3 protein-coding genes are annotated in these 4,772 nt (G+C 53.6%); all 3 read right to left on the bottom strand.

Going from position 1 to position 4,772, the window contains the following annotated elements; all coding sequences use genetic code 11:
* Window positions 1-235 precede the first annotated feature (235 nt).
* Window positions 236-1,705 carry a PQQ-binding-like beta-propeller repeat protein gene (locus Q0294_RS03710; RefSeq protein WP_299461051.1) on the bottom strand — a complete coding sequence of 490 codons (1,470 nt, stop codon included), beginning with the start codon at window positions 1,703-1,705 and terminating at the stop codon, window positions 236-238.
* A gap of 43 nt (window positions 1,706-1,748) precedes the next feature.
* Window positions 1,749-3,761, bottom strand: a complete 2,013-nt coding sequence (gene asnB, locus Q0294_RS03705) for an asparagine synthase (glutamine-hydrolyzing) (protein WP_299461049.1) — start codon at window positions 3,759-3,761, stop codon at window positions 1,749-1,751.
* A 55-nt stretch (window positions 3,762-3,816) separates the two neighbouring features.
* Window positions 3,817-4,772 (bottom strand): glycosyltransferase (locus Q0294_RS03700; protein ID WP_299461047.1); only part of this gene is annotated, 956 nt, incomplete at its 5' end.

Genomic DNA, 4,772 nt, shown 5'->3' with positions numbered 1-4,772 from the left:
AGATTTCAGGCCCTAATAATTCAGTGCCTGCCGCGACTTTCTCGGAGTGTTTTTCCGATTGTGAATTCATATTGCTCAAACGTTTTTAGAAGAGTAGGAAGAAAAATAATGCTTCAGCAACTCAGAACTGGATCACTGGGACACAATGCCCCACTTCTGATTACTGAATACCTGATAACTGCAAACCGCATTTTATCGACTTTGCAGAGAAGTTTACAGGTCAGCCTGTTTGCTTTTATCGGGATTCATCGACGGATTCGTCTGTGGGGAGTTCATATGCGACCAGTTTTGTATTACTGCGTGCATAAACGCGGGTTTCCGCATAGGCAGGATGCGCCCAGGTTTCCCCGATCAAATTGGTGCGCGCTAATTCCTGGTAGCCGGCAGGTGTTAATTCGGCCAGAATCAGATCCCCGTCTGAATTGAGAATCAGAGCCCGCGCTGACTGATTGAGCCAGACCAGTGTCGCCTGTGGGTTTCGGCTGTTGCCGGGAGTCATTTTGCCGCCATCGTCCCAGATCTTTTTGCCGGTTGCATATTCAAAACAGGTCAGGCCGAATTGTTTATCCAGAAGATACGCATAACCGTCGCGATAAAGCGGCTGTGACATCAGCCCTCGTAAGACGCGGCGATCTTCCCATTTCAGCTTCGCATCCTGCGGGCGTTCGCCGAGCTGAATCGCTTTGGAACCTTCCCAGTAACCGGCGACAAACACCAGCCCCTCTTTTTCAATCGGGCTGGCAATGGCGACGCCATACGTCACTTTGTAGGGGACCGACCAGAAATGCTGGCCTGAGCGGGGGGCGACGCTGTGAATGTGATTCGGCGACCAGACAATGAGTTGAGCGTGGCCCGCATGCTGAATGAGGAGCGGCGTGGCATAACCGGCCTGATCCGACAGTGACCGCCAGCGTTCTTTTCCCGTTTTGCGATCCAGTGCGAGGATCGCCGTCCCCTGCTCTTCACCGCCGGGCATCAGGATCACCAGTTCGCCGATGACATAAGGGGCCGCCGCATAACCCCACTGAGGAACCTTGCCGCCGAAGTCTTTTACAAGATGCGTGTTCCAGATCACCTTGCCGGTATCTGCTGCAAAACAATAAACGTCACCCATTGTTCCCAGCGTGTAAACGAAACCATCGATCACCGTTGGAGCCACGCGGGGGCCGTTTCCATACTCGAGCTGATCGTAATCACTGGGATAGGCATGCGACCAGAGTGGCTGGCCTGTGAGGGCATCAAAGCAGAGCACCTGCTCCACGTTTTTCCGCTCGATACGATGACCGTGAATTCCTTCGGCTTTTTTCTGTTCCTCATTGGAAGCCGCCGGCCGATCCATGAGATACAGTCGTTTGTGCGAGACGGAAATACCGCCATATCCGCCGCCGATTTCACGTTCCCATAATTTTTTCAGACCGGTTTTCGGCCAGACCGTTTTGATAGGGGGGCCGTTCCAGGTTCCGTCGCCACGCGGGCCGCGCCATTGCGGCCATTCTTCGTATTGAGTGTTTTTTGTATCCGTGCTTTGCTCTGGCTTTTCGGCATGAACAGCAACCGGAGCGGCCATGAAAACCGGAATGATGAGAAGGATTAAGTAACGCAGCATGATTTCATTTTCGGTAGGATAAAATGAGGAAGGACTTCGGTCTGAGCGGGAATGAAACTGACGATCCAGCAGCGCCAACGGACATTTTCCCTGATTCATCGAGAAAGCTCAAGTGTCAATTTCGAAAATGGTTGCCCATCGTTTATGTCAGAACCGTTTCGGGGAAGTGATCGGGCATGGAAACCGGGTCGATGAATGTCTGGAACCACATTTCCAATACGAGCAGCGACCACAGGCGGGCGCTGTGGTCCCACTGCAGATTCAGATGTTCGCTGATGAGCTGTTCCACTGCGGCCGGATTGAAAATCTGTCGGTCCCTGGCCCGCTGGTCCAGCAGGACGTCAAACAACAGCGGTTTCAGCTCATTACGGAACCAGCTGTTAAGGGGAACTCCAAAGCCCATTTTTTTGCGGGTCTGAATCGATTCCGGCAGGAGATCGGAAAAGGTGTCTGTCAGAATCTGTTTTCCCCGTCCTTTGTGCAGTTTGAGTTCGAGAGGCATGGCTGCGGCCAGTTCCGCGACATGATGATCCAGAAACGGGCTGCGACATTCGAGGCTGTGAGCCATGCTGGCGATGTCGACTTTCGTCATGATGTCACAAGGAAGATAAGTCAGGACATCCGTGGCGGTGGTACGGGTGACAAAATCACGATCCGGACAAAGCAGATAGGCGTCGAGCAGAAACTGATCGGAATCGAAGACGCCCAACTGATCACGAAATTCGGGGGAATACATTTCGAAGCGTCGTTCCGTATCGAAAATGCCGACCCATTTCAGATAACGGCGTTCGGGCGGGACCGCGAGACCGGCGAGAAATCGTTTCACCCGTCGCCGAAACGATTTTTGTTCCACCGACGCGGGGAGCTTTTGCCAGAGGGATGCCGACATCATTTTTCTGATGATAGCAGGCAGTCGATCAAACCACTGCGAGAGCGCGACAGCGCGGTAGCGGTCGTAGCCGGCGAACAGTTCGTCTCCCCCATCACCGGATAAAGCGACGGTGACTTCCTGCCGCGTGACCTGCGAGAGGTACATCGTCGGAATGGCGCTGCTGTCGGCGAAGGGTTCGTCATAATGCCAGGCGAGGCGAGGCAGCATTTCGAGCGCTTCGGGTTCCACGACATATTCGTGATGATCGGTTCCCAGCATTTTGGCTGCTTCGCGGGCGTAGCTGCGTTCATCAAACTGTTTCACGGGGAAACCGATGGAAAAGGTATGTACGGGGCGGTCGGACATGCTCTGCATTAATCCGGCGATGATGGTGGAATCAATGCCGCCCGAAAGAAAAGCGCCTAAAGGGACATCGCTGCGCATGCGAATCTTCACCGATTCGGTGAGCGTGTTGCGCAGGGCTTCCGACCATTGCTGCGGTGTTTGAAATGGAAACTGCGGATTCGATTGCGGGTTTTGATAAGGGGGAGTCCAGTAGCGGTCCACGCTGAGTTTCCCCTGCTCATAAACAGCGCGATGAGCGGGGGGCAGTTTCTGATACCCTTTGAGAATCGACCAGGGATGAGGCACGTATTGATAAGCGAGAAACAGATCGATCGCGCGGGGATCGACGGTTCTGCTGGCGTCGGGCATCTGCAGCAGCGATTTCAGTTCGCTGGCGAAGCTGAGCGAGCCGGCCTGTTCCCGGTAAAACAGTGGTTTCTGCCCGATGCGGTCGCGAGCCAGAAAGAGACGCTGACGGCGTTCGTCCCAGATGGCGAAAGCGAACATGCCTCGCAGACGTTCCACGCAGGCGGTCCCCTGCTCTTCGTACAGATGCACGATGACTTCCGTATCGGATTCGGTCTGGAATTGATGTCCTTGCTGAACGAGTTCCTGTCTCAGTTCCCGGTAGTTGTAAATTTCACCGTTGAAGACGATCCAGATGGTTCCGTCTTCATTGGTCAACGGTTGATGGCCGGTTCCCAGATCGATGATGGAGAGTCTTCGGTGGCCTAAAGCGGCACCGATTTCTGACGTGGGATCGAAATCGGCGAGCGCACTCTCATCGGTGAATCGAAAGGATTTGCCGGAGACATCGGAATGATAACCGCCGGCATCATCGGGGCCGCGATGCGAAAGCACATCGGTCATGCGTCTGAGCACACTCGGAGTAATATTATGATCCCGCGTGGTCCACGCGGTTCCGGTAATTCCACACATGAAGTTCGTTCTAGATTATGATCGAAGAAAAAAGAGCAGCAGCCAGCGGCAAAGATTATGTGAGCACTTCACGATACAGAGAGGCGTAACCCTCTACCATTTTATCGACACTGAACTCCTCTTGCATCCTTTTTAGAGAGGCGGTTCCCAATTCTTTCGCCAGTTCCGGGTCGGCGAGAATGCGTTCGGCAAATTGCGCAAAACCGGTGGAATCGCCAACGGACGTTAAAAAACCGGTTTTGCCGTGCACAACCAACTCCCGATTCGGCGGAATATCACTGGCGACAACCGGAATTCCGTAGGACATCGCCTCCATGATACTGTTCGATTGACCCTCGAAGTCGCTGGCGAGCAGAAACAGTTCAAACAGGGGAAACAGCTTGTTCACATCCGTGCGGTGTCCCAGGAAACGGATATTGGGGGCTGCTGAATATTTGTGTGAGAGTTGCTCCAGTTTCTCCCGTTCCGGTCCCTCTCCGATGATGAGCAGGTAGACATTATCATCCATCTGCCTTAAGAGCTGTACGGCCCAGAGCAGGTCTTCGACCCGTTTCTGTCTGGCCAGACGCCCGACAAATGCAATCAGCCGTGCCCCTTCAGGAAGATTGTGTTGCTGCAGCAGTTGACTCCGCGTCGTTTCACAAACAGTCGTGTCGGGAATCGGAATCCCGTTACAGACGACGCGCAGCAGAGATTCAGGGACCCCCTGTTCACGATAAAAATCGGCAACGCCTTGAGAATTACCGACCACCAGTGAAGTCTGGGGGAGCAGTCTGCGATCGACATTGTGCTGCCATTTACTTTTCCAGGAATCGATACAGCGTTCGGAAACAATGACTTTGGGCCGTTTTTGTGAAGCAGGCAGCCGTTTGACCGCCATTCTGCCATAGGAGTTCGCAGCGAAGAGCCAGGTATGTAGAATATCGGGCTGCTGTTGCTGCAGTGTTTTTTTCAGGGCGTGATAGGCGAATGGATCAAATTTGAACCGTTTATTCAGGATCGTGACCGGAA

The sequence above is a fragment of the uncultured Gimesia sp. genome (genome assembly GCF_937919775.1).
Classification (GTDB): domain Bacteria; phylum Planctomycetota; class Planctomycetia; order Planctomycetales; family Planctomycetaceae; genus Gimesia.
The sequence above is the reverse complement of the archived record's forward strand: the minus strand, read 5'-3'. Positions and strand labels throughout refer to the sequence as shown.